Annotated in this window: 27 protein-coding genes and 1 other annotated feature; of the genes, 1 reads left to right on the top strand and 26 read right to left on the bottom strand. The window is 49.6% G+C overall.

The genetic code is table 11. The features are described 5' to 3' along the window. Positions 1–49: 49 nt before the first annotated feature. The 26 genes from EDC14_RS15195 to EDC14_RS15070 all read right to left on the bottom strand — a co-directional run bounded on the left by EDC14_RS15195 (position 50) and on the right by EDC14_RS15070 (position 24096). Positions 50–1411, bottom strand: a complete 1362-nt coding sequence (locus EDC14_RS15195; RefSeq protein ID WP_132015170.1) for a nitrogenase component 1 — start codon at positions 1409–1411, stop codon at positions 50–52. After that, complete coding sequence (gene nifE, locus EDC14_RS15190; RefSeq protein ID WP_132015169.1) at positions 1401–2768, bottom strand: nitrogenase iron-molybdenum cofactor biosynthesis protein NifE; 1368 nt, start codon at positions 2766–2768, stop codon at positions 1401–1403. Before nifE ends, EDC14_RS15195 begins: the two co-directional genes overlap by 11 nt. A gap of 61 nt (positions 2769–2829) precedes the next feature. Further along, a complete protein-coding gene (gene nifK, locus EDC14_RS15185) occupies positions 2830–4206 on the bottom strand; it encodes a nitrogenase molybdenum-iron protein subunit beta (RefSeq protein ID WP_132015168.1) in 1377 nt (458 codons plus the stop codon). Positions 4207–4253: 47 nt separating this feature from the next. Next, positions 4254–5882, bottom strand: coding sequence for a nitrogenase molybdenum-iron protein alpha chain (gene nifD / locus EDC14_RS15180; protein WP_132015167.1), 1629 nt, complete (start codon positions 5880–5882; stop codon positions 4254–4256). Positions 5883–6346: 464 nt separating this feature from the next. Beyond that, positions 6347–6727 carry a P-II family nitrogen regulator gene (locus EDC14_RS15175; protein ID WP_132015166.1) on the bottom strand — a complete coding sequence of 127 codons (381 nt, stop codon included), beginning with the start codon at positions 6725–6727 and terminating at the stop codon, positions 6347–6349. Between the two features lie 32 nt (positions 6728–6759). Next, positions 6760–7086: a P-II family nitrogen regulator gene (locus EDC14_RS15170; RefSeq protein WP_132015165.1), complete on the bottom strand. Its 327-nt coding sequence runs from the start codon at positions 7084–7086 to the stop codon at positions 6760–6762. Between the two features lie 105 nt (positions 7087–7191). Beyond that, positions 7192–8016: a nitrogenase iron protein gene (gene nifH / locus EDC14_RS15165; RefSeq protein WP_132015164.1), complete on the bottom strand. Its 825-nt coding sequence runs from the start codon at positions 8014–8016 to the stop codon at positions 7192–7194. Positions 8017–8279: 263 nt separating this feature from the next. Continuing rightward, positions 8280–9080: an ATP-dependent sacrificial sulfur transferase LarE gene (gene larE, locus EDC14_RS15160; RefSeq protein WP_132015163.1), complete on the bottom strand. Its 801-nt coding sequence runs from the start codon at positions 9078–9080 to the stop codon at positions 8280–8282. 32 nt (positions 9081–9112) lie between these two features. Then, positions 9113–9595, bottom strand: a complete 483-nt coding sequence (folK, locus tag EDC14_RS15155) for a 2-amino-4-hydroxy-6-hydroxymethyldihydropteridine diphosphokinase (RefSeq protein ID WP_243662947.1) — start codon at positions 9593–9595, stop codon at positions 9113–9115. Between the two features lie 4 nt (positions 9596–9599). Continuing rightward, a complete protein-coding gene (gene folP, locus EDC14_RS15150; RefSeq protein ID WP_132015161.1) occupies positions 9600–10850 on the bottom strand; it encodes a dihydropteroate synthase in 1251 nt (416 codons plus the stop codon). A 318-nt stretch (positions 10851–11168) separates the two neighbouring features. Beyond that, positions 11169–11948: a SigB/SigF/SigG family RNA polymerase sigma factor gene (locus tag EDC14_RS15145; protein WP_132015160.1), complete on the bottom strand. Its 780-nt coding sequence runs from the start codon at positions 11946–11948 to the stop codon at positions 11169–11171. Then, positions 11923–12372: an anti-sigma F factor gene (gene spoIIAB / locus EDC14_RS15140; RefSeq protein WP_132015159.1), complete on the bottom strand. Its 450-nt coding sequence runs from the start codon at positions 12370–12372 to the stop codon at positions 11923–11925. Before spoIIAB ends, EDC14_RS15145 begins: the two co-directional genes overlap by 26 nt. A gap of 13 nt (positions 12373–12385) precedes the next feature. Beyond that, the gene (spoIIAA, locus tag EDC14_RS15135) at positions 12386–12724 is read right to left on the bottom strand and encodes an anti-sigma F factor antagonist (RefSeq protein WP_132015158.1); all 339 of its coding nucleotides are present in this window, start codon (positions 12722–12724) and stop codon (positions 12386–12388) included. 216 nt (positions 12725–12940) lie between these two features. Continuing rightward, positions 12941–14128, bottom strand: coding sequence for a D-alanyl-D-alanine carboxypeptidase family protein (locus EDC14_RS15130; protein ID WP_132015157.1), 1188 nt, complete (start codon positions 14126–14128; stop codon positions 12941–12943). A 122-nt stretch (positions 14129–14250) separates the two neighbouring features. Then, positions 14251–14544: a 50S ribosomal protein L27 gene (rpmA, locus tag EDC14_RS15125; RefSeq protein ID WP_132015156.1), complete on the bottom strand. Its 294-nt coding sequence runs from the start codon at positions 14542–14544 to the stop codon at positions 14251–14253. Positions 14545–14547: 3 nt separating this feature from the next. Next, on the bottom strand, positions 14548–14883 hold the full coding sequence (locus tag EDC14_RS15120) for a ribosomal-processing cysteine protease Prp (protein ID WP_132015155.1): 336 nt from the start codon (positions 14881–14883) through the stop codon (positions 14548–14550). Then, the gene (gene rplU / locus EDC14_RS15115; protein ID WP_132015154.1) at positions 14883–15329 is read right to left on the bottom strand and encodes a 50S ribosomal protein L21; all 447 of its coding nucleotides are present in this window, start codon (positions 15327–15329) and stop codon (positions 14883–14885) included. Before rplU ends, EDC14_RS15120 begins: the two co-directional genes overlap by 1 nt. Positions 15330–15338: 9 nt before the next feature. Continuing rightward, positions 15339–15413 (bottom strand) — a sequence feature (ribosomal protein L21 leader region). A 41-nt stretch (positions 15414–15454) separates the two neighbouring features. Then, positions 15455–17140, bottom strand: a complete 1686-nt coding sequence (locus EDC14_RS15110) for an Rne/Rng family ribonuclease (RefSeq protein WP_132015153.1) — start codon at positions 17138–17140, stop codon at positions 15455–15457. Further along, complete coding sequence (locus tag EDC14_RS15105; RefSeq protein WP_165908048.1) at positions 17140–17844, bottom strand: TIGR03936 family radical SAM-associated protein; 705 nt, start codon at positions 17842–17844, stop codon at positions 17140–17142. Before EDC14_RS15105 ends, EDC14_RS15110 begins: the two co-directional genes overlap by 1 nt. Before the next feature lies 1 nt (position 17845). Then, a complete protein-coding gene (locus EDC14_RS15100; RefSeq protein ID WP_243662944.1) occupies positions 17846–19654 on the bottom strand; it encodes a TIGR03960 family B12-binding radical SAM protein in 1809 nt (602 codons plus the stop codon). A 226-nt stretch (positions 19655–19880) separates the two neighbouring features. Then, positions 19881–20624: a murein hydrolase activator EnvC family protein gene (locus EDC14_RS15095; protein WP_132015150.1), complete on the bottom strand. Its 744-nt coding sequence runs from the start codon at positions 20622–20624 to the stop codon at positions 19881–19883. 137 nt (positions 20625–20761) lie between these two features. Beyond that, positions 20762–20950, bottom strand: coding sequence for a ferredoxin (locus EDC14_RS15090; RefSeq protein WP_132015149.1), 189 nt, complete (start codon positions 20948–20950; stop codon positions 20762–20764). A 215-nt stretch (positions 20951–21165) separates the two neighbouring features. Then, positions 21166–21957 (bottom strand): DUF3307 domain-containing protein, encoded by a 792-nt coding sequence (locus tag EDC14_RS15085; RefSeq protein ID WP_165908047.1) that lies wholly within the window; start codon positions 21955–21957, stop codon positions 21166–21168. 188 nt (positions 21958–22145) lie between these two features. Next, a complete protein-coding gene (locus EDC14_RS15080; protein WP_132015147.1) occupies positions 22146–22769 on the bottom strand; it encodes a SatD family protein in 624 nt (207 codons plus the stop codon). 458 nt (positions 22770–23227) lie between these two features. Beyond that, positions 23228–23659 carry a CBS domain-containing protein gene (locus EDC14_RS15075; protein WP_132015146.1) on the bottom strand — a complete coding sequence of 144 codons (432 nt, stop codon included), beginning with the start codon at positions 23657–23659 and terminating at the stop codon, positions 23228–23230. 143 nt (positions 23660–23802) lie between these two features. After that, entirely contained in the window at positions 23803–24096 is a 294-nt protein-coding gene (locus tag EDC14_RS15070; protein WP_132015145.1) for a zinc-ribbon domain containing protein, read from the bottom strand. Positions 24097–24351: 255 nt separating this feature from the next. Between EDC14_RS15070 and EDC14_RS15065 the strand changes: the two genes are divergently transcribed. Next, positions 24352–24864, top strand: a complete 513-nt coding sequence (locus EDC14_RS15065; RefSeq protein WP_132015144.1) for an amidase domain-containing protein — start codon at positions 24352–24354, stop codon at positions 24862–24864. Positions 24865–25107 lie beyond the last annotated feature (243 nt).

The following is a 25107-nucleotide window of genomic DNA, read 5'->3' as shown; positions in this document are numbered from 1 at the left end:
ACCCCGTCTTTTTGACAAAATCATGATTGGGCCGAAATGGCCCGAAGCCTTACATATAACTGTAGCCGACCGGCGATGCGTCTTGCTGTCGCTCGATCACCGCATTGACGATCCGGTCGAATAGTGCTTGGGTGCCGCGATAGCCCAGGTGGAGCAGGCGCTGCCCGCCAAGACGGTCGTGAATCGGAAAACCGACCCGGATCAAAGGAATCTGCAACTTTCGCGCCAGGGGATAACCCTTGCTGTTGCCGACGATGAGGTCGGGTTGCAGCTTTTCGGCCAATTCGGCAATGTCCATAAAGTCGGCGCCGTCCCGGACCGTAATCCGGTCCGCCACTTCCGGAGCCGCCGCTTGTACGGCTTCCGCCAGCCTTCCGCTCTCACCGCCCGAGGCGCACAGAACCGGAATTACACCGATCTCCGCCAGGAATCCGGCCAGGGAAACCACCAAGTCCTCTTCGCCATAGAGAACCGCCCGTTTACCAAAGATGTACTTATGGCCATCCACATAGGAATCGACGAGCCGGCCCCGTTCCTTCCGGTAACAGTCGGGAATAGGATTGCCGCTGACTTCAGCCAGTTTGGTAAAGAATTGATCACAAGCCCGAACTCCGATGGGCATCGCGGTCTGTAAATAAGAAATGCCAAAGCGCTCCTTCAGCAGGTTGCCGGTTGAATGTTCGGCCGCGATGGTCCCGCTGAACTCAAAGGAAGCCATGGCGCGGCCGGTCCGGCGGATGGCCGCCAATGGCGTTCCACCCGGAGCAATTTTTTGATACTCTTGCCAAATCTCCCCGTCCAGTGTCTCTGAGTAATCGGGCAACAGCGTGTAATCCACCCCGAAATCAGCCATGATTTCCTTCAGGTGACGAAGGTCGGCCGGGGATACTAGGCCGGGAAAAAGATTGATGCGCCGTTCCGGCGCGCCGGCTTCCGCCAGTTCGTCCACTGCGGCCCGAACCGCCGCGTGAAAACCGTCCATGTGAGTCCCCCGGTAACTGGGGGTTGAGACATGAATGATCTCCGGCGGTCGTTCGGGATGCTCGCGGCGGTACTGCCGAATGAATAACGGGACATCGTCCCCGATTGTTTCACTCAAACAAGTGCTGGCGACCGCGATCAGTTCCGGATGATACTGGGCGGTAACATTTTGCAAAGCGGTCGCCAGATTGACTCCTCCTCCAAAGATGGCGCTGGATTCGCTGAAGTTGGAGGAAGCCACGTCAATGGGTTCCTTAAAGTGACTGATAATATAACGCCGGATGTAGGTAGAACAGCCTTGCGAACCGTGCAGCAGAGGAACGGTTCCTTCGATGCCGCGAAAAGCCAGACAGGCGCCCAGCGGCGTACAGAGTTTGCAGGCATTGGTGGTAACGCTGACTGCCGGCCGGGGTTGATGGTTAACCGACATCGGCCACACCTCCCCCGCAACAGGAATAACGCGGCACCAGTTTCCAGATGGGACTGCAGACCGTGCCATGGACCTCCCGGGCAAAATTGAGCATTCCCACGAAGCCCGCCAAGGCAATCTTGCGTTCATGATTATGATCGCAGAAGCCGATCCCCATCTTATAGGCGATAGGCCGTTCTTTGACGCCGCCGATAAAGAGATCGACGCCTTTTTCCTTTAAAAATCCGGCCAATTCAAGCGGGTTCGAGTCGTCAACGATGACAGTTCCCTCGTCGCATAAATCTCTTAATTGCTGATAATCTTCGCTACTGCCGGTCTGAGAACCCACCACTGCCGTTTGCATGCCCAGAATCCGCAGCGCCTTTACCAACGAAAAGGCTTTAAAGGCGCCCCCGACATAAATGGCGGCCTTCTTCCCAGTCAGCGCCTTGCGGTACTCCAGCAGCTGCGGATAAACCGCCGCAATTTCGTCGCGTACCAATTCTTCGGTGCGCCGCATCATTGCCGTATCATTGAAGAAACGGGCCACCTGATACAACGCCTCCGCCATGTCCTCGATTCCGAAGTAGGAGACCTGCAGATACGGAGTTCCGTATTTCTCTTTTAGCATTTTCGCCAGATGATTCATGGAGCCCGAACACTGCACCAGATTCAAGGCGGCACCGTGCGCCCGCCGGATCTGATCGACCCGGCCGTCCCCGGTGATCGTGGCCACGACTTGAATCCCCATCTTCTCGTAGTACTCGCGGATCATCCAGACTTCCCCGGCCAGGTTGAAATCGCCCAAAATATTGATACTGTGCGGCTGGATTCCCTCGGCCGGTCCGGTCCCGATCAATTGCAGCAACGCTTCACAAGCCGCCCGGTAGCCGTCCTTTTTGGTTCCTTTGAAGCCTTCGGAATGGACCGGCAGCACCGGAATGCCTTTTTCGGCGCTGACCCGCTTACAGACCGCCCCCACATCGTCGCCGATGATCCCGATGATGCAGGTGGAGTAGACGAATGCCGCCCGCGGTTGATACCTGTCGATCAGCTCCACCAAGGATTGATATAACTTCTTTTCACCGCCGTGGATCACCTCGATCTCCCGGAGATCGGTAGAGAAGCTCAACCGGTGCAATTCGGGTCCGGACGAGAGCGCGCCGCGGATATCCCAGGTGTAGGCGGCGCAGCCCACCGGACCGTGTACGAGATGGATCGCGTCGGCGATTGGGTATAGCACAACCCGGGAGCCGCAGAAGACGCAGGCCCTTTGACTGACCGAACCGGCCAGACTGGTCTTGCCGCATTCCATGGCATACGGTTCGGAACCCTTGCGATAAATCTGTCCTTTCCGCTCTTCCAGCACCTTGACCACGGAGCATGCCCCCTTTCTCGATTTAAAGCTAATGTCAGTTCGGGAAAATTACGGGCGAAAACTACATAACCAACTCGAATTTTTCCTCCAGAGCATCCCGGTCTTGCCGGTCCTGGAAGGCGTATAGGAATTTCTCGATTAAGCGCATCGCTCCGACGTATCCCACCGACGGGAAAAGGGAGTGCCCCACCCGGTCGAGAATGGGAAAACCGAACCGCACGAAAGGAATATCCTCATCCCTGGCGATATACTTGCCATAAGTATTGCCGATCAGCAGATCGACGGGTTCACTCTTGATCCATTGATGCAACAGGAATGAGTCTCCGGCCGCGCGCACATTGACCTGAGGAACATCGTGCTTCAGGATCTCCCGAATGCGCTGTTCGAACCGTTGTCCCGGGGTTCCGGTGACAATATGGACCGGCAGCATATCCAAACTGACCAAAAACTCGGTCATAGCGATCAACTGATCGGGATCTCCGAAGAGGGCCACTCTTTTACGGTAAAAATACTGATGCATATCGGTAATCAGGTCCACCAGCCGGCCCCGTTCGTCGGTGATGGCGTCGGGAACGGACACTCCGGCGGTTTTGCGCAGCGCGTCCACGAAACGGTCGGTCGCCATCAAACCGATCGGCAGGTCCAATACCTGGCAGGGAACCTTACACTTGGCATCCAAGGCCTCCGCGGCCGGTCCCGAAGCGAACTGGCCGAGGGCGATGGTCGCCCGGCTATCCCCGGTGCTCCGAAGCTCCGGAATGGTCACGCCGCCCTTGGGAAAGAGATGATGCTTTCCGGTCTGCGGAGTATCCAACACATCCGACGTATCCGGGAATAAGACGGTCTTGATGCCCATCATTCCGGTCATGCGCTTGATCTCCCGCATATCGGACGGTTCCACCCACCCGGGGATGATATTCAACTGATCTTTTTCGGTCCCGCTGGACTCGGAGAAATAGTTGACCATGCTCTTGGTCATATTCGCGAAGCCGGTGACATGAGAACCCACATAACTGGGGGTACTGGTATGAATCACGTATTTGCCGTCGGGAATCTTCCCGTCATCCTTGGCTTTGGAGACGATCTGCGGCACATCGTCGCCGATGGTCTCCGAAAGACAGGTGGTATGCACGGCAATGACATCCGGATTATAAATCGTGAAGATATTATTGATCGCTTCCACCAGATTGGCCTGGCCGCCGAAGACCGATGCGCCTTCCGTGAAGGAGCTGGTCGAGGCCATTATCGGTTCCTTATAATGCCTTGTAAGCGTACTACGATGGTAAGCGCAGCAGCCCTGAGAACCGTGGCTGTGTGGCAGGCAACCGTGAATGCCTAGGGCGGCGTACATAGCCCCGATCGGTTGACAGGTTTTGGCCGGGTTCACCACCAGAGCCTCGCGCTCTTTCACTTCAGACGGTGTATGTCGTAACAACATGAATATTCCCTCCTCGCATCCGGGGGTCCGCGACCGCCCGGGAAACGTTATTTCACAGCATAGGTGGCGGTGATCTCCGGATTTTTCTGCCAGGGGGCCTGGATGTAGCCCCAGATCTTGCTATTGACCAAGCGGTCGATCTCCTTGTAAAAATTAATGGCGCCTTCAAATCCGGCATAAGGCCCGCCATAATCGTAGCTATGCAACTGCTTGCAGGGGACCCCCATTTTCTGCACGGCGTACTTTTCCTTGATTCCGGCGCAGAAGACCGCGGGCTTGTAGATCTCGATCAATTTTTCGGATTCATAATGGCTGATGTCGTCGATGACCAGGGACTCCCGCTCCATCTCGGACATCATTCCCTCATAATCGCTGAATTCAAAACCCTGTTCCTTCAGGCGTTGGCGCTCGGCCTCGGTTTTGCGCGGCCGGTAACGTTCGGGATCCGGTTCCACCGTCAGCTGTTCGATATTGCGGCTATCGGCGTCCACTTTAATGTTGGGGAGCACCCGGCGACCCTCATAATCGTCGCGGTGCGCGAATTCGTAACCGGCGGCCACGACCTTCATCCCGATCTCCCGGAATAAATCCTGGTAATGGTGGGCGCGGGACCCGCCGACGAATAACATGGCGGTTTTCCCTTCGCAGCGGGAGCGGATCTCGGAGCGAACCTCCTCTACCTTCGCCATTTCTTCGGCGATGACTTGCTCGACCCGTTCCATCAATTCGGCGTCCTCAAAATAAGCGGCGATCTTCCGCAGCGATTTGGCGCTGCTCTCGGCGCCGATAAAATTCACTTTAATCCAAGGAATTCCGTATTTCTCCTCCATCATCTCGGCGACATAGTTGATGGAGCGGTGACACATGATAGCGTTCAGATCGGCGGTATGGGAGTTGGCAAAAGCATCGTAACTTGAGTTGCCGCTGAAAGTGGCCACCAATTTGATGCCGCACCGTTCCAAGAGATCCTCGAGGACAAAGGCGTCGCCGCCGATGTTGTACTCGCCCAGCAGATTGATCTTGAATTTCTCGGGATGCGGAGTATCGTCATTGCCAATGACGTGTTTGAATAACTGGTTATTGGCGATATGATGGCCGGCGGACTGGCTGACGCCTTTATAACCTTCGCAGCTGAAACCGAAGACGTTAATCCCCAGCTTTTCTTTCATCTCCCGGGCCACCGCGTGCACATCGTCTCCGATCAGGCCCACCGGACAAGTGGAGAAGATGCCGATGGCTTTGGGGTGAAAAATATCAAAAGCTTCTTGCACCGCTTGCTTCAGCTTTTTTTCGCCGCCGAAGACGATGTCGTCTTCTTGCATATCGGTGGAGAAACAGTAGGTCATGAAGTTCTCGTCGGTCTCTTCGGGCGGTCGAGTCTGATTGCGTCGGGTCAACCAGCTATAGAAGCCGCAACCGATCGGGCCATGGGTGATGTTTAAAATATCCCGGGTCGGGCCGAGCACCACGCCTTTACAACCGGCGTAGGTGCAGCCGCGCTGGGTGATGATGCCCGGCACGGTCCGGACATTGGCGCCAATTTCCGGCATGGACTCAGGATCCGGATGATTGATAACAATCTGTTTGGTACGTTTCCGCGCTACTTTGGAGGGGTATTTCTTGATCAGCTCCTCCTTCACTTCGGCGGGAACGGGAAATCGCGCTTTGTCGATCATGGATATTCCTCCTTTGGACCATTTCCTTTCCTAGTCGATCACTCGAAGCCAAGTCTTATTCCGCAAATTATGATAATTGCCATTTCGTCGCTCAAATTTCGAACATTTTACAATTTTATGAGCGCAAATTAAACTATTTAGCTTACAATTTCCATTTGTTAAGACTAATTTTCATTTTTTAAATGCAAATTTTATTTTTTCCGCTAACAAATTCAATTTGTCATCATCCAATTCCAATTTGTGAGGAAGCAAAACTGGCTTGAATACAATTGCCATTGGACAGCTCGCAAATTCCATTGGCATTCTGACAATTCTTTTTTGCGGGTCCGAAACTTACGTTCCGCTCCTGTTCTAAATGGCTGGGAACCTTTCGGTCAGCCTGCCCATTGACAGAATGGTGCTTTCAGTACGGCCGAGACGGTTCCATCCGAGAAAACCGTTCCTCCACCCGCGCTGCCCTAATCTCAATCATCCAGCACGTCGTCGCCGGATTCTCCGGTGCGGACCCGATGCGACTCGAGTACCGGCAGCACAAAGATTTTGCCGTCGCCGGGCTGACCGGTCTGATTGACGGCGATCAGGGTCTGGATGACGGTCTGCACCAATTTATCCGGAACCACCACGATCAACAGCCGTTTCGGTATCAGGCGGGGGCCCCGGTCCAATTGCGAGATGGCTTCCTCGTGCCCATTCTCGGCACCTTGCAAAATACGGAAATCGACCATGCCCTTGCCGCGGCCCACCACCCGGCCGGTGGCGGTGAACGAGGAGATTCCGGCATCGGCCAAGGCTTGCTTGGTCTTATTCATCATGTTCATACGGATGATTGCCATTACTTCTTTCATTTCGCCCACCCTTTCATGAGGGATAGATTCAATTAAGCTTCCTTTACACCGGAACTGATGGTGTAAACCTCTTCAACCGGCGAAACGAAGATTTTGCCGTCGCCGTACGCGCCTTTCTCACCGGTGCGGGCGCTTTCCATCAGCGTCTTCAACACAAAGTCCTTATCCTGATTCGGGATGACCATGATCAGCATCTCTTTGGGCAATTCATCGTAATGAACTTCGCCGACCTTCAGACCGCGCTGCTTGCCGCGGCCGAACACCGATACCTTGGTAACCGCCGGAAATCCCGCTTCCATCAAGGCGGCCATCACTTCATCGGCTTTTTCCGGCCGCACGATCGCTTTTACCATCAACATGTTCTCATCCTCCAATGCCTTTTTCTCGATCCTTACAGCTTGCCCAAGCTCTTCAAACGCCGTTTCGTCAAACTACACCGAATTCGCTGTTGAACCATGGTAGCCTTAGTTGGCGATACCATACTCAATCAGCAGCTTTTCCAGTTCTTCAATGGACAATGGTTTAGGAATGACGAACATTTCATTCTCGTCGATCCGTTTGGCCAGATTCCGGTAATGATCGGCCTGTTCGTGCGCAGCGTCATAATCGATGACTGTCTTGCGGTTGATCTCCGCCCGTTGCACCATATTATCGCGCGGCACAAAATAGATCATCTGGGTTCCCAGCCTTTTTGCCAGGGCTTCGATCATCGCTTGCTCATTGTCTACTTTCCGGCTGTTACAGATCAAGCCGCCCAAGCGCACCCCGCCGGCTTCGGCGAACTTGACAATTCCTTTGCAGATGTTATTGGCTGCATACATGGCCATCATCTCTCCGGAGACGACGATGTAAATCTCCTGGGCTTTTCCCTCGCGAATCGGCATCGCAAATCCGCCGCAAACCACGTCGCCGAGAACATCGTAGAACACGTAATCCAGCTCTTTATCCTCTTCATAAGCGCCTAGTTGTTCCAGCAAATTGATGGAGGTGATGATTCCCCGACCGGCGCAACCCACGCCAGGTTCGGGACCGCCCGATTCAACGCAACGGGTGTTACAGAAGCCTTCTTTCAATACGTCTTCCAGGTCCAGATCCTCGCCTTCTTCCCGCAAGGTGTCCAGGACCGAACGTTGGGCCAGACCGCCCAATAACAATCGAGTCGAATCCGCCTTGGGATCACAGCCCACCACCATGACTTTCTTGCCCATCTCGGCCAACCCCGCGACCGTGTTCTGAGTGGTGGTGGATTTACCAATACCGCCTTTGCCGTAAATCGCTATCTTACGCATGTTCAATCGCTCCCTCCAGCACATGTAATGTATGTGTAATATTTATATCTAAAATACTCTTTTTCGGGGAAAAAGTCAATCATAAATATAACATATACCTAACATCATGACTTTAACAGTATGTAAATAGCGTGAAAAGCCCGTCCTGACAGGTAAAATCCGAAGTTTTCACTTGGCCCGCCAGGCTCAAAGTATAAAAATAGGGCTTGTTGTTCCGAGGAACAACAAGCCCTATTGCAAAACCCGATCACAAAAAGCTCACATCATTGAGAGATTGAAAGCACCTCGTTCATACTTCCAGTACGATAGCCTTCCAAATCCAGTGTAATATACTGATAGCCTAACGCTTTCAACTGTTGAACGATGGCGACCCGGTTGTCCAATAACAGTTGCAGTTGCTCCATGGCAATCTCGACGCGGGCGATGGTGCCATGGTCGCGCAAACGAAATTGCTTGAAGCCTAACCCCCGCAACAGGTCTTCCCCCTGGCCGACCCGAAGCACGCCTTCCTTGGTGATGGTGGTTCCGTACGGAAAACGCGACGAGAGACAGGCAAACGAAGGCAGATCCCAAGTCGGCAGGTTATATTCCTTGGATAAATCGCGGATTTCCTGCTTGGTAAAACCAGCCTCCTGCAGCGGACTCCGGACCCCCAATTCTTTACAGGCGCGCATGCCGGGACGATAATCATTGGAGTCATCTGCGTTCGTCCCGTCCACCAAGGTCGCCAAGCCCAGATCGGCGGCCATCTGCCGGAGTTTTCCGAATAGCTCTTTTTTACAATAATAGCAGCGATCCGGCGGGTTCCCCTGGAACTCGGGGATATCCAGCTCGGAGGTTTCGATGGTTATGTGCTTGGCCCCCAGCGACTGCGCGACCCGGGTGGCGGTCTCCAATTCATGAGCGGGATAGGTCTCCGAAAGCGCGGTCACAGCAACGGCCCGTCCCGGCAAAACATCCAAGGCTACCTTCAACAAAAAGGTGCTGTCCACTCCCCCGGAGTAAGCCACCAGAACACTGCCGCATTCAGTCAAGATCTGCTGTAATCTTTCCAACTTAGTCATTTTATAAAATCACTCTTTCTATAAATGAAATATTATTGAACCATTCGCTCACAGCGGGCTAACCGCGGCCGATTTTGCTCCAGTATTTCCGTCAGCGGAATGCCGGTGCGGGGATGGATGAAATCGGGAAGAATCTCCACTAAGGGCATTAACACGAAAGACCGCTCTTCCAATTTGGGGTGGGGTACCGTCAGATTGGCGGTTTCCAATACCCAATCCCCATAGAATAATAGATCCAGGTCGATCAACCGCGGCCCGTACCGAGCTCCCGGAATCCGGCCCATCTGGGCCTCGATTGCTTTGAGATTCTTCAATATGACCAATGGCGGGAGCGGAGCATCCGTTTCGAAATATGCCACTTGATTGAGAAACCACGGTTGGTCCCGCACTTCAACCGGCTCGCTTCGGTAGACCGAGGAACAAACCAATGGCGCTCCGAAAAAGGCCTCCATCTTTCGGACTGCCTGTTCCAGGTTGGCTGAGCAATCCCCGAGGTTGCTTCCGAGCGCAATCACGATTTTAGTTTGCCGATCGTATTGCGTCACACATCTTCACCGCCCTAACCGTCTCTTTCACATCATGAACCCGCACAATATTGACTCCTTGGGAAATACCCCACGCTACCGTAGCCAAACTCCCCGCCAACCGTTCCTCAACCGGGAGATCCAGTGTCAATCCCACCACCGATTTCCGGGAAGTCCCCAACAAAACCGGACAACCCAAAATCTTCAACTGATCCAGATGGGCCAGGACAGAAAGGTTATCCTGATGGGATTTGCCAAAGCCAATCCCGGGATCGATGATGAGCTGTTCCTTTCTAGCTCCGGCCGATTGGGCGATCTCTATCGATTCAGCCAACGAGTCAATGATCTCTCGCATCAGATGAGCATAACCCGATTGACTCCGATTGTGCATCATGATAATCGGGACTCCGGTCTCGCCAATCAGTTTAGCCATCCGGCGTTCCGGATCTTCCGGCGACTGCAACCCCCAAATATCGTTAATCATTGCCGCACCCAAATTCAAGGCTTTTTCAGCCACCGACGGTTTATAGGTATCAACCGAAATCGGGATTTTTACCGCATTCGCCAATTCCTTAATAACCGGTAGTAACCGCCGTTCTTCTTCCTCGGCGGAAACTCGGGCTGCATCTCCATTTACCGGAAAGGTGCCGCGGTTCATCAGCGTACCGGGCCGAGTCGATTCGGCGCCAACATCCAGAAAATCAGCGCCGTCTTCAATCATTTGCAAGGCTTGTTCCACAGCTGCCTCAATAAAGTTTTTATCCCGGTAAAGGCCGTCTCCTGAGAAAGAGTCGGGAGTAATGTTGATAATCCCCATCACATAAGTCTTGACAGACCAGTCATAGCTACGCCCGGCCAAAGTTAACACAGGCCGATCATTCCTGTAGTTATCGAGGGCATTCTCAATTCGTTCCGCCAGGTCCGGCAGGCCGAACGGTTGCAGCTTTAACTTAGCGATAAATTGGTATAGCTGCCGTAATGTACCGGAAAGCAACAAGCCAGTTTTTGCCATGCCGCCAAAATCCATGGAGCAGATCTGCCATGAAACAGCGGCTTCCGCTCCTCTGGCCAGCATTTCCTGTTTAATGATTGACGCCTGGCGGGGGGTTAGCTCGAAAAGGCGAATGATGTAATGCTGAAATTTATCCGTCATAATTTCAATACCGCGCCAGTCTACCCCGATCTCGGTCATCTGCCGCTCGATCTCCTGTCGCGTCCAACCACGATCAATAATGACTCCTTTCATTCCGAACACCCCGAATTCAATGTATGCCTTGATTTTATCATGAAAAAAACGATACGGAAAGTATCGTTCTGCTCCAATGATTCTTATTTTGCCATTTTATACGAAAAAACGCAATAAAATTTAGGGAAATTCCCCAGTCTAAAACTTTTCCACCTGTATGGCGTGAACCAATCTGGCCTTGGTTTGATTGCGGTCGTCGTCGAACAGCCAATAATATGCCAGGCCGAAAATTAACACGAGGAATGATAATATCATCAAAATAATTCCCGTTTTGCGCATCAAGCTTCACCGAGAATATTATTCCCCGAACCCCGAAAACTAATCGCTCAAATATAACTTCCGCAATTGGTGCAAGGCTTCTTTCTCCAGACGACAAACCTGTACTTGGGAGACCCCAAAGATCCCGGCAACCTCAGTCTGCGTCTTCTCCTCGAAAAAACGCAGCTCGATGAGGGATTTTAAACGCGGCGGCAATTTTTCGATCACTTCGCGCAGGGCAAAATGCTCCAGCCATTTGGAATGATCTCCATCCTCCCCCACTAATTGTTCCCGGTATAAAACATCTCCCTCATCTTCGCGAATGAAGTCCTGCAACGAGTTGACCGGCCGGGTCGCCTCTAACGCGCCGGCAATCTCTTCCCGGGGCAATCCCGAAGCCTCTTCCAGTTCGGACAGGGTGGGCTCCTTTCCCAACAGATTCAGCAATTGAACCCGGGTCTGTTCGACCTTGACGGCAACCTCCTTAATACCCCGGCTGATTTTGATGGGACCCTCATCGCGGAGGTGCTGTTTAATTTCGCCGATAATCACCGGCACGGCATAAGTTGAAAACTTGACCCCGTAGGTCGGATTAAACTTCTCCACCGCCTTCATCAACCCGATGCATCCGATCTGAAACAAATCTTCAAGCTCGCCCCGGTTGCCGAAGCGTTGCGCGATGCTCATGACCAATCGCAGATTATGCTGGACAATGGTATTTTTCGCTTCCGAATTCCCGCCATGGTACTCGGTGATTAAGCGCAAAAACTCCTCATCACTAAGCAGTCCGTCGTTGGGCAGAGTAATATCGTTTTTAACAGCTCCTGGAGATCCCGACATTGACGAACCCCCGTTCTGGACGCTTTTTCATAATTACGGTGGTTCCTTCCTGGGGACGAGAACTGATGTTCATTTCATCCATGAATGATTCCATGAAAACCAAGCCTAAACCCATTCGTTCGGGATCAGTGGAAAAAGTAGCTTGTTTCGCTTGCTCGATGTCGGAAATGCCCTTTCCGAAATCCTTCACCTTCATCGTAAGCGTGGCCCGTTCGATCATCAACTCCAGCTGAACGATCCCCGGTTTTTTGGGGTAAGCGTGAATAACACAGTTTGAGACCGCTTCGGAGATCGCCACGCGAATCTCCTCCACTTCAGACAAAGTGAATTCCAATTGCGCGGCAAATGTTGCTACAATGGACCTGGCCAAGCCGACATTCTGAGGAAGACTGGGGAATTCCATTTTTAAATAGTTTTTCAACATTATCCTACCCCCACTAAAACCTGTCGAGTGCTTGCTGACGGTTCTCGTAAATATCCATGATCTTCAACAATCCGGATAACTCAAAAATTCGGCGGATGGGAGGCGATACATTAATGGCTGAGAGTTTCCCGCCCTGTTGACTCAATCTTTTAAACCGGCCGAGTATAACTCCCAAGCCCGAACTATCGATAAAATTTACTTTTTTCAGGTCCAGTATCAAATGTTTAATAGTATCGTACTGAGTTAACCGGTCTTCAACTACCGTCCGGAAGGCCGGCGAAGTCTCCAGATCGAGTTCACCATCCAATTCGACCACTAGATTCGTGCCAATTCGCTCTGTTTCGATGACCAAAAGAAGTCCTCCTTTCCAGATCCTTGCAAAGGATTCGCCGTCGGTCCGGCAGATCCTGCTTCGTAAAAAGACAAAAAAGCCCGGAAAATCACTATTTGTAACGGTTTTTCAATCAGGTGGCGATGACGTTTTTGTAAAAAAGAACCAGGTTTTCCCACCTGGCCATATTTTCATATAAAAAACCCAGATCGCTTTGATCTGGGCTTAGGATGATTCTTAAGATACTCCAATTCGAATGGTCCGTCGGAAGATTTCCCACCATATCTGGAGAACGGACGCTCGTTTGATATCGGCCGCCGCTACCAGATCCACTTGTCCACAGCTCTTTCCATCGATGGATAATAGCACTTGACCAATTTTTTGTCCCTTTCGAACCGGGGCGTTGACGACCCGTTCCAACTGAATCGTCTTTACGACATTCCCTCGCGCCTCTCGATGCAGGACTGCCGCCAATTCACGAGGAACCACCGCCGCAACCAATGGTTGTGTCCCGCGGAAAACCTTAACTCGACTGACCGTCTCCCCTCCTTGATAGATTTGGACTGCCTTAAACTTTGAGAACCCGTAATTCAGTAATTTGCTGATATCTTTTGAACGGGCGTCGGTGGTAGGCGAGTTCATGACGACTGCAACGAGGCGGACGCCATCCCGTTTTGCCGAGGCAACCAAACAAAATCCGGCTTTAGCGGTGTAGCCGGTCTTCAAACCGTCGCAGCCACGATAAAAACGTACTAATTTATTCGTGTTTCGCAGAAACGATTTGCCACCGCGCAGACTGTCGATCCAAACTCCAGTCCAACGAAAAACAGTCGGGTGTTTGATGACTTCCCGGGCCAATAATGCCATATCCCCCGCCGAAGTCATATTTCCGGCGCCGCCGCCGTCGGGATCGAGCCCGGTCGTATTGACATATACAGTACTTTTTAAGCTAAGTTGCTTGGCCCGCTTATTCATCAGAGAAATAAAATTCTCTTCCGAACCCGCGATGTGTTCCGCTAAAGCATACGAAGCGTCATTGGCCGAAACAATACATACCGCCTTCAAAAGCTCGGACACGGTCATTTGCTCACCGGGTTCCAGCCAGATTTGAGAACCGCCCATTTTGCAGGCTTCCGGAGATGCGGCAACCACATCTGTCAGTTTGACGTCTCCCCGGTCCACCGCTTCCAATACCAACAGCATCACCATCAGTTTGGTAACGCTAGCCGGTGGAAGTTGTAAATCGGGATTTTTCGCAAAGACAATCTCTCCGGAGGACGGTTCCAACAGCACCGCCGCATGAGCGTCAATTTTTAATTGCAAATCAGGATTTAGCGCCTTCGCTCGAACAAGAGCGGGCGAAACGAGATTCATCATTAAGACGACCGCAAACAGCACAATCGCAATCTTCCAATTACTCTTCAAAAAGAACGCCCCCTTGCGCTTTATAAATAGATTTTGCGCAAAAAAAGGGAGCGATATTCTTCGAACATCACCCAACCCATTCCAGTAATCATGAATAAAAAAAAGACCTGGTAATCCAGGTCTTAAACGGTAATCGTCTTTTCAGGGTAAACACTAACTTGCTTATTCGTCCGACCGACTCGCTCAAAAGTAACGAACCCGTCAATAAGAGCGAACAAGGTGTCATCCTTACCAATTCCCACGTTATTACCGGGATGGAATTTGGTGCCGCGCTGACGAACCAGAATGTTCCCGGCGGAAACCTCCTGACCGGCAAAACGTTTGACACCCAAACGTTGTGCAGCGCTGTCGCGTCCATTTCGGGAGCTTCCAACCCCCTTTTTATGAGCAAAGAACTGCAGATCAAATTGGATCATGACTCACACCTCCACTTCAAGGAGTTTTAAATTCTTAGGATATAGCTTCTGAATCTCAGACAAACCCAGCCTCATTGCCCCGACTAATAAATCCGCCTGCGCTTGTTTGAGCGGATCATCCGGAGACCATTTACAATCTAGAAAACCCGTTTTTGGTTCCGCTTCCACTTGCAGTTCCAAGTCAACAAGCTGATTTAGAGCGAGCAGCGTAGTCTGTGTCAAGGCCGAAATTCCAGAACATACAATATCAAAACCTTTATCCGAATAATCGGCATGTCCGGAACAAGTGAACCCGCACAATAGCCCGGATAAATCACGTTTGATAAGAATTGAAACCATTAGGCCTTGGTTGTAGTAGCTTTCTTCGTCCGGGTTGTCTTCGGTTTTGCTGCTCCGGTTTCCTGGGTTGCCGCTTGTTCAGCTTTTGCTTTTTTGGCAGCTTTCACAGGTTGCTCGGAAACCGTGTCGGTTTCTCCGGCTTTCAAAATCTTTTGCACTAAAATAGCGGTGAATGGTTGACGATGTCCATAACGGACACGGATGTTCTTTTTGGCCTTATACCGGAAAACAAGCACTTTCTTGCTTTTATCCTGATTCAAGACTGTCGCTACGACTCGAGCACCCTCAACGAACGGATTCCCGATAATCGTTTGCTCGCCACCAATTAACAAAACTTTGTCAATGGTGAGATTGGAACCAACCTCGCTCGGCAATTTCTCAACCCGAACCAGATCGCCCTCCTGAACCCGATACTGTTTACCACCACACTCAATTACAGCATACATTCGGTACACCTCCCTCATCAGACTCGCCGAATCCGGTACACCAATACGGTGTTTTAAAACCTACTCGTGCGGTTACATGGGGTAAAAACCCACAAATAATATAATATCATGCCCACTTTTGGAAGTCAACCAATGATTCTTGCTTTGGCGTATGTTTTAAATGTTTTCGTAATGGCTGCTTTAATTTTTTTGCCAATAAAGGCTCCCGCCCCTTCGACATCCACTACATAACCTTCGATCCGGCCGATGCCGTCGCCCGGATTGGTGATGTGGTGCTCCACGATTTTTATCTCGACTTCGTCCCCTTCTTTTACCGGCAGAGCCAAAGCCATGATTTCTTCTTTGGTTCCGGAAGCCAACAGTCGAACTTGATCCTTCTCTAAGCTCTCTTGCCCTTTAATGAACAATGTCTTATTGAGGCGCCGTTCTAATTTTTCCTGGTTGGTTCCGCCAGGACCGATTAATAATGAAGCGATCTGCGGGTTCACTCCCAGGAGTAACGCCTCATCGTTGATATCGCGGGCCATCTGGAGAATAGCTCTTACCGCTTTGTTGGAAAGGCTCTCCAACGTCAAGGTGTATCCGGTCCCGTCACAGCACTCACATTCGGTCTGAAAAATCTCCCTTAAACTTTGGCGGACTTTTTTTCGAGTCAACTCAAGCAGTCCCAAAGAAGTGAAGCCTAGAATATTCACTTTGGTCTTATCGTGACTCAGCTCCTTTTCCAGGAGTGCAATCACCTTATCCCGCTGACTGTCGGAGCTCATGTCAATGAAATCAATAATAATGATCCCCGCTAAGTTCCGCAATCTTATTTGCCGGCCAATTTCTTTTACCGCCATCAAATTGGTTTGAAACACTGTATCTTCTAACGAAGTCGAGCCGGTAAACTTACCCGTATTGACATCAATGACTGACAGTGCTTCAGTTTGATCAAAGATCAAGTATGCTCCGCAATCCAGCCATACTTTCTTGCATAAAGCCCGTTCTACTTGGCTTTCAACTGAATACAGTTTAAATAAGGGGATTTCCCCCGTATATAACTGAACCCGGTTACGCAGGGATGGCGCCAGCGTCTTCACGATCTCCAGCGCCTTAAAATAGGCTTCCGAATCATCAATGACCAGTCTCTCTACTTCTTTACCAAGATAGTCTCGGAGAATCCGGTATAAAAGATCATGATCCTGGTAAATTAAGGATGGACAAGGGCCTTTCGTGATTTTGCGTTTTATTTTCTCCCAAACTTTGATAAGAAACTCAAAATCACTCTGTAATTCAGCGGCTTCGACCTCTTCCGCGGCAGTCCGCACAATCAATCCGATTCCGGATTTTTTGAATTTTGTGACAATGTTCTTTAGCCGTTCCCGCTCGGATTCGTCAACGATGCGGCGTGAAACTCCAACATAATCGACAGCAGGAACTAAAACCAAATATCTGCCAGGAATAGTGATCTGGGTCACCACTCGGGGTCCTTTGGTCCCAATCGGCTCCTTAATCATCTGCACCACAATTTCCTGGCCTTCGTGCAGTAAGTCCTGGATAGAACAGTTTTTTAGATCAATTGCGGTATCGGAATCGCTTTCACGCGGGATAACGTCATCAATATATAAAAACGCGTTCTTTTCTTCCCCAATATCAACGAAAGCGGCTTGCATCCCCGGCAATACATTTTCGACCCTGCCCCGATAGATGTTGCCGGCCCGTCGCTGCTCATCGGGATGCTCCACCGCAAATTCAACCAAAACTCCCTCTTCCAAGATCGCCAGTCTTGTCTCGTCAATACCGATATTGATGAGGATCTCTTTGGTCATCAAACTCCCCCGGTTCCATCACAGAAATCCATCGGTTTCAAAACCCGCCCCTGCTCCTCGTGCCATAACCCAGTCCGGACGATACTGACAATTTCCACCGGCTGGGGTAGCGCATGGATAATATCTTCCGGCCGCAAATGTCCCCCGCTACCGATTTCACCGACGATATAAACGGCCAGGATATTGTCATTGATCTTCTTGGTACTTAAGTTATGCAGCCACGGACGAATGTTGACTACTTTTTGACCTTCCTTGGTGTTCCGAGCAATTTTTATTTCCGAAGCTTCTTTCAGCTGATCCAGCTGAGACATTATTTCTGCTTGCGCCCCGGCGGCCACGTTTAATTCTACGGTATAGGCCGCCCGGTTCAAGATGGCATTTAATGATTTAACAGGGTGATGGGTCTCAATCTTTTTGACGGCCAATACTCGCAAACCTTCGGGAAGCGCTCCATTTAACTCTTTCGCCAGACGCTCCGGCTCGTCATGATCGACTAATTCCAAGTCAAAATACTCATCCATACTGCTGATACCTACCGCAAGGGCCGGGCCGAAACTCAGCTTTGGGTGGGGGTGATATCCTTCGGAATAAGCCATGGTTAACCGGCCTCTCCGAATCGCCCGTTCGATCGTTTTAATAATCTCCAAATGAGAGAGATACTTCAAATTGTTTTCCTTGGAAAAGCGAATCCGATACTTTGCCATCCTAGTTGCCCTCGATTTTTTTTGAAACATGCAGAGTCGAACAAACGCCGCAGCTTGTACAGGAGTCGGTACGACAATCCGAAGTCAAAACTTCCTGATTGGCACGTTCATTTTCCAGCCGTAAGAAATCCTTTGAAAGCCCGGTGTTCAAGTGGGACCAGGGCAAAACCTCATCATAATTCCGTCCCCGGATGTAAAAACTGGGATCGATTCCCTCCTGTCTGAAGGCATCCATCCAAAGTTCAAATTGAAATTGATCGCTCCAACCGTCAAATTGAGCGCCTTTCAGCCAAGCAGTTTCAATGACTTTGGCGAGGCGCCGATCACCGCGGGTCAAGATTCCTTCCAAATGACTCATCAACGGATCGTGCCAATTGAGTTCTAATTGGCGACCGCGGATTCTCTCCTGTAAAAACTGTTGTTTCCGGATGGTTTCAGCGATGGAAATCTGCTCCCGCCATTGAAAAGGAGTATTTGCCTTGGGTACAAAAGTTGATACGCTGACCGTAATTCGCAGTGCATTACCCTTGGGATGATATTGCCGGCCAATCTTTAAAACCTCAAAAGCCAAATCGGCAATTCCTTCTAAATCCTCCTGGGTCTCGGTGGGCAGCCCAATCATAAAATAGAGTTTCAACTTCTGCCAACCCGCTTTAAAAGCGGCGTGAGAAGCAGTAACCAAATTTTCGCGAGTAACGCCTTTATTGATCACCCGGCGCAAACGCTCCGTACCCGCTTCCGGGGCAAAGGTAAGACTCCCTTTACGATTGCTTTGAAAGCGTTTTGCCAAATCGATCGAGAATGAATCAATCCGCAAAGAAGGTAACGAAACATTAATCCCTTGCGGCGTGAAACAACCGCAAGCCTCAGTAAGCAACTCCTCGATTCGGCTATAATCGGCACTGCTCAACGAGGTTAAAGAAAGCTCCTCATAACCGGTAGTCGACAATAATCCCTTTAGCGACTCCAGAATCGCAGCGGCGGGGCGCTCACGCACTGGTCGATAAATCATTCCTGCTTGGCAGAATCGACAACCCTTCGTGCAGCCGCGTTGAATTTCATAGGCTACTCGATCATGGACGATATCAAGATACGGTACTAGCCACCGCTTAGGAAAGAATGCCCCGGAATAATCCCGTACCACGGCCCGCTCCGGCTGAGCCCCGGTTAGGGGAGCTATCCGTTGGATTCGACCATCCGGTTCATAACTGACTTGAAAATGAGCCGGAACATAGACGCCTGAGTTTTTTTCCAGTTGTCTCAATAATTCAGCTTTCGTTTGACCCGTTAGTTTCCATTTTCGAATCTGTTCCAATATTTCGGGCAAAATTTCTTCCGCTTCGCCGATTAGAAAAAAATCAAAAAAATCGGCCAAGGGTTCTGGATTGAATACACATGGTCCCCCGCCAATCACTAATGGATCATGTTCGGCTCGTTCCGAGGTGTAAATTGGGATTCCTCCCAATTTTAACATCGTCAGGACATTGGTGTAGCTCAATTCATACTGTAATGAAAAACCAACGACATCAAATTCGTTCAAATCCCGTTTATTCTCCAATGACATCAAAAGAGCGTTTTTGGAACGCAATAAGGCCTGAAAATCCGGCCAAGGAGCATAAACGCGTTCAGCCAGCATTTTAGGATGATCATTAATCAGCTCGTAAAGTATTCGCAATCCCATGTGGGAAAGGCCGATCTCGTATATATCCGGGAAGGCCAAAGCCACACGGATGTCCGCCTGATCCCAGTCTTTGGTCTGAATATTATATTCCCCGCCCGTATAACGTCCTGGTTTACTTACATTTCCCAATAAATTCTCAATCGTTTCCCAACTACTCGTAGATAGCCCTCCCGTTAACACTGTGGAATACTTTGTGTTTGATCGTTTTGAATGCCATAATACTAAATTTGAAAAAATATAAACGGCAGGTTAATTCTATCGCATCTTTACTTATTCTGCAAGTTCTTATGAAAAATTTCAGGTATGGGTCGCCAATGGAACCCATACCTGAGACACTTTCCTTCAAGCAACGAACTTATTTGAGTAATGTTAACGGATTCACCGGCCGTTCTTGATGAAAAACTTCGACGCGGATGAAAGGTAAATTCCGTTCCAATTGAGCAATGGTCGCTCCGGATTTGACCGATTGTCCAGTGGTCACCCATACTTTGGCGAGATGCCGATAAACTGATTTCCAACCATTACCGTGGTTAATGGTGAGTCCCCAGCCGTCTTCAGCCCGATGAATCACTTCTACGATTTCCCCATCGGCCAGAGCATAAACTTCGGCTTCAGGTAAGGCCGTGATCTCAACCCCTTGGAAAAATTCTTTGCGGTGATTGTCGGAGTTGTAACCCCAGCCGAACTCTTTGGTGACTCTGCCATTCACCGGCCATGAGGCTTTCGGAAGCGTCGTTGTCCCATTGGTCGCAGGGACGGAGTCCGCCAATGGATTATTGCTTTCCAGGCGAACCCACTGGCGACTGCTCTGAATCAAATTCTGCAAGGCCGGATATTTCCAGATATGCCCGAAAGTCGCCTCGCTTGAAGCATTTACCGCCTGGTGAATCTGACTCCGAATCCAATCCGTCCAAGGCTGCCGTACCCTCCCAACCAGTAAAACCATGGTCAAAGATAGGAAAACAATCATGGTTTGCATCAATAATCGCCCTGAGAATGGATTTCGCGGATTTTCCCCGTTCTCAACCTGGGCTTCTTCCGGATGGCTGTTTTCTTCCTCTTCTTCTGCGAAAGTGTATAATTCGGTATTTTTTATCATTCCGACTCTCCCCTTACGTTAAGTATATGGGGAATAGGACCCGGCTATTACTATGCGCCAAAAACTCTGTCAAACCCATTGAACTTCGCCGGAATGATGAAGTTTATTAACCGAATTGCGCCTTCCGCTACACTTCACTAATGAGTCGAGATTGCGTCGGTAGGACAGCCATCCGCAGCGTCTTTAACACAGTCTTCATTTTCGGAATTAACGGCTTTTTCGTCAGCCTGCGCTTTCTCATCATCATTCCATGAGAAAACATCCGGACAGCTGGACACGCATAACCCACAACTAATGCAGAGATCTTGATCGACTGAAACTTCCATAGTTTTCGCTCCTCATCAATAAAATCAAACTACCAATGGGATATTATCCCATAAAATAAACAGTTTTATTCGAAGATTTCGGTCATGATTACCGACTGTTGATTTACTCTCCCGGTTTTACGTCTTGAATTCAAATTCGTCTTGAGATTCAGAGATTATATCATTCCTTTCACCACCCATTGGCCAAAGATGTAGGTAATTCGCTCAGAGAGATACTAGCCAAGGAAGAACGATAAAAAAATAATCAAATAACTGCCGCAAAGTGCCAACGCCGTGCTGGAAAGTGTTCCGAGAAGATAGTATTCGGCAAAATCCTTATCACTTAATTCGTTGAAACGGGCAATTGACTTGGCGGTTAAAATGAATACGACCGAAGGAAGAGTATCGTTCTGGATAAAAATCATTATCAATAGTCTTTCCAAGAATCCAATATAGGTCCCGGTTTGAAAAGTCGAGCCGCCATGAGGAGATGCATTATCATTATAATCTAGACAGTTCAAGAATTTGCGGATCAGATAGGTACCCCCGAAACAGATATAGATACAACCAGTGACCCATAAGATGACTTCGTCGCTGTTCCACTGGAATGAAGGGGGAATGTTTGCAAATGCCGAAAGCGTTTTGGGCTGCAGCAAAGAGTGGTAAAAAGCGATAATCTTCGAGTTGGGCTGTAAATCAAAGCATTGCCAAATCCCGAAGATGAGCAGTACATGGCCAAACTGATCCAGGATAAAACCGAGCAGTTCCTTTTTGGGGGTTCCTTTTAAGATTACCAGACACTTGAGGTAATCCAATAAGATATGGAGTGCGGAAACAATGACTGCATATACCAAGGCGGTTCCGATTTGCATCCAATGCAGAAAAAGGATTAAGACCGAAAAAATGATGCAGCCGTGAATGAAAAAACCTTTCCATTGTAAATTGCTCTTATCCTTTACCATTCCATCGGATTGGAATAAAAAATCGGCGATCCCGTGCGCCAGATAGGTCAATAAGAGCGTTTCCATGGTACCTCCGTTATCTGAGAGAATTTCAAATCGCTTCGGAAAAAGCTTCGCCATACAATATATTGATTGATATATCCTGGCTACTCACTATATATTGTATGGCGAAGGGAATGTTATGGTAATTTGAAATTCTCTGATCTAGTACCCATGCACCTTGATTAAGGTTCATTTTAAAAAGACACCCTTGTTCAGGTGTCGCGGATCAAATCGAAAGCCAACAATTTGCTGACATTCTCCTCCGCTTGCCGAATTTCATTCCACTTTGCAGCATAACAACGTTTTTGAACATTTTGGCGAGCAATCCCCAAGGCTTCGGCAGTCCGAATATAGGTCCCAAACTGTTGATAGGAATGAATCGCTTCCCACTGGGCGTCCGTCCAATTCTCCACGATGGCGTCGACCAACCGGTAAACGGTGTTCAATGCCAGATCCAGGAGGGGCTCATTGGTTTTGAAACGAGTTCCCGCAAATTTCTCCTTCGACAGATAATCCAAGGCATTGCGAGCCATAAAGAAGGCCTCGCCGTTCATTTCCCAAGAGTTTAGCGTGAATTCGCTTCCCTCCACTCCTCCGATGCCAATTCCAAGGCGGATCCGGAATGGCCGGCAAAAATAACGCAGCTCGCGAATGAGGCGGGGTAATTGGGTTGTATCGCTGCAAACTGCTTGGATCTCATCCCCTCGGTACATTGAAAAGGGGGTAACCAAAAAAGGGTAATTGATCCGGCTCAATTGCGGTTTCAATTGTAAATCGATCCGGCTGGCCCGCTTTGAATCAATGATATCGGCCGTCAAAACTGCAAATTGTTTCAAAGTCCAGCTCCTTACTTACAATATATTGGGTGATTTTGGCCCAGTATGCCTTATTTTTAAAATTTGTCTTATCCGAAGTTGAGTCGCCGATCGGACCCCGACGATCCTTCAGCGAATACCGAAATCCATCAAAAACTAGAAGCCATACTTGCTCTGAGCTTTTATGTTCACCCTGCCCTTCGGACAGGGTTCATAACGCTTTTAGATGTTATATTGATATTCCTCTCAGGGCAAAAAAAATGTCGCATTCGTTCTCTCTCAATTAGGAACGAATTGCGACATTTACGATTACGATTCACAAGTTCACTACCGCTTCGAAAAAAGCTGTGATAAACCCGGCTAAAGCCGGAATGGTCACGGCGACCGCTTGAAGCAAGTGATAAAGTCGTTTTTAAAACTTTTTGGAAGCCGATTCCATTTGGAACAGACTTTATCTCTTGGCTTCAAAGTAAATATTTTTATAAATTTTCCGGTTCGGAGGGGGTTGAAATTAGCCCCAGAGTTTTCGCGAGTTCCACATCAGTTTTAGCCTGGGTTGCCAGATCTCCCAACGAAACAATGCCCACGATGCGGTCTTTATCAACAACCGGTAAACGCCGAACCTGGCTTTTGGCCATGATTTCGGCCGCCTGGTGGAGATCCATGTCGGCATTGACCATTCGAACTTGGGAAGTCATCACGTCCCGTACCGGAGTTGAATGAGGATCCCGTCCATGAGCGATGTTTCGCACTACAATGTCTCGGTCGGTGACGATTCCAATAAGGTGTTCTCCTTGGCAAACCGGAATGGAGCCCACATCGTGTTTCTGCATCAACTGAGCCGCCTGAGTCACGGTTGTCTCAGGACTGACATAAGCAACTTCATGGTTCATGATATCTTTTATCTTCAATTCAGTTCAGCCTCCTGTTTTTTTCTCAGTTTGCCCAGGAAGCAAAAACTCATACGGAATTCGGGATATCCTCCTTTACGAATTCCTCATATAATAAAAAAAGGCCCCGGCATTCGGGACCTTTCAATCTATGATTCCGTTAATTAAGCTTGTTTACGGGCTTGAAAACAATCGCGGCAATACACGGGTTTTTCACCTGTGGGACGGAACGGAACCTGTGTGCTGGCTCCACACTGAGAGCATACCGCATCGAACATTTGACGGGTGCGTTGACCAGTACTGGCGACACCACGTTGTTGCTTCCGGGCGGAACGGCACGCAGGGCAACGACCGGGTTCATTCTCAAAACCTTTGGAAGCATAAAACTCTTGCTCACTGGCAGAGAAGATGAAGTCCTGACCGCAGTCCTTACAGGTTAACGTTTTGTCTTGATACATGAAACAACCTCCCAAATATTTAGCCCATAGGGCTATAGTCGGCCTTCCCTCGGGCTAAGTATAGAGGAAGCGTTAACTTGACTAGTCAATCTGCTATACCAGGCAATCCTAAGTTTCAGGCTCTATTCTCATTTTATCATGAAGTTGGAAAAATTCAAGTGCGTTCCATAAGAAAATTACCATCATAATATTCTACAAGCAATACTTTCCATCTTCCAGCTCGATAGCATCATAAAAAATCAGGCGGTGACAATCATGAATCTGGCAGGAACGACTAAAGAATACGATCGTTCAGCCGCGCTCGCGTACGCGCGCCGCTGGGCGTTGAGCAGAAATCCGGCCTTTTTTGATTATTCGGAAATCGGAGGCGATTGTACCAACTTCGCTTCGCAGGTACTCTACGCCGGATGCGGAGTCATGAATTTTACCCAAACATATGGTTGGTATTACCTGAATCCGAATCAAAAATCGCCGTCATGGACTGGAGTTCCTTTTCTCTATCAATTCTTAACCGAGAACCGGGAGAAGGGTCCTTTCGGGGAACAAAGGGAATTGAAGGATCTAGAAGTAGGCGATCTGATTCAATTGGGTTTCCGGAAACAGGGCCAGTTCGAGCATTCCCTAATTATTACAAAATTCGGCACTCCTCCCATTCGTCCGGAAAAAGTCTATTTTGCAGCGCATACCCAGGATCTTCTCGACCAAAAGCTCACCTATTATAACTTCGTGGATGTGCGGTTTATTCATATTCTGGGATACCGGATCTGATCATTTCCGGCGAGCCGACGCCAACAGAACGTGACCGCCCTAATCCCGAGTCGTTATATCAGTAGTTTCCGGTAACATCCCCACTTCACGTCATCCCCTCATGTAAGGTATGGTCTTTCGTCCAACTAGGATATTCTTCATCCTTGTTAGATATAATGGAAGTGCCAGCATCCGATTCGCAAAACGTAGGTTAAACTAAGCGAGAGCTTAGAACAGAGCTACAATACGAAGGAGGCTGACACT

The organism is Hydrogenispora ethanolica (assembly GCF_004340685.1).
In the GTDB taxonomy this organism is placed as follows: Bacteria; Bacillota; UBA4882; order UBA8346; family UBA8346; genus Hydrogenispora; species Hydrogenispora ethanolica.
The sequence above is the reverse complement of the archived record's forward strand: the minus strand, read 5'-3'. Positions and strand labels throughout refer to the sequence as shown.